Raw genomic sequence first — 257 nt, 5'->3', positions numbered from 1 at the left:
GATTATGGTGGCTGCGAAGGGCGGTGGTAGCGAAAACAAATCTAAGATGGTGATGTTAAATCCTTCTGATTCGGTGGCTGAATGGGTGCTTAAAACACTACCTACTATGGGCGCAGGCTGGTGTCCGCCTGGCATGGTTGGTATCGGTATTGGTGGTACGGCTGAGAAAGCCGCTGTGATGGCGACAGAATCGCTAATGGACCCGGTAGACATTCAAGATTTAATCGCAAAAGGCGCAGAGAATGCAGACGAAGAAC

1 protein-coding gene is annotated in these 257 nt (G+C 50.2%); it reads left to right on the top strand.

The genetic code is table 11. From position 1 onward, the window contains the following. A partial coding sequence (locus tag Q4528_RS14670; RefSeq protein WP_303522392.1) for a fumarate hydratase occupies positions 1–257 on the top strand: 257 nt, incomplete at both ends.

This window comes from Staphylococcus pasteuri (genome assembly GCF_030547725.1).
Lineage (GTDB): Bacteria > Bacillota > Bacilli > Staphylococcales > Staphylococcaceae > Staphylococcus > Staphylococcus pasteuri.
Note: the sequence above shows the minus strand (reverse complement) of the source record. Positions and strands in the feature narration are given on the sequence as shown.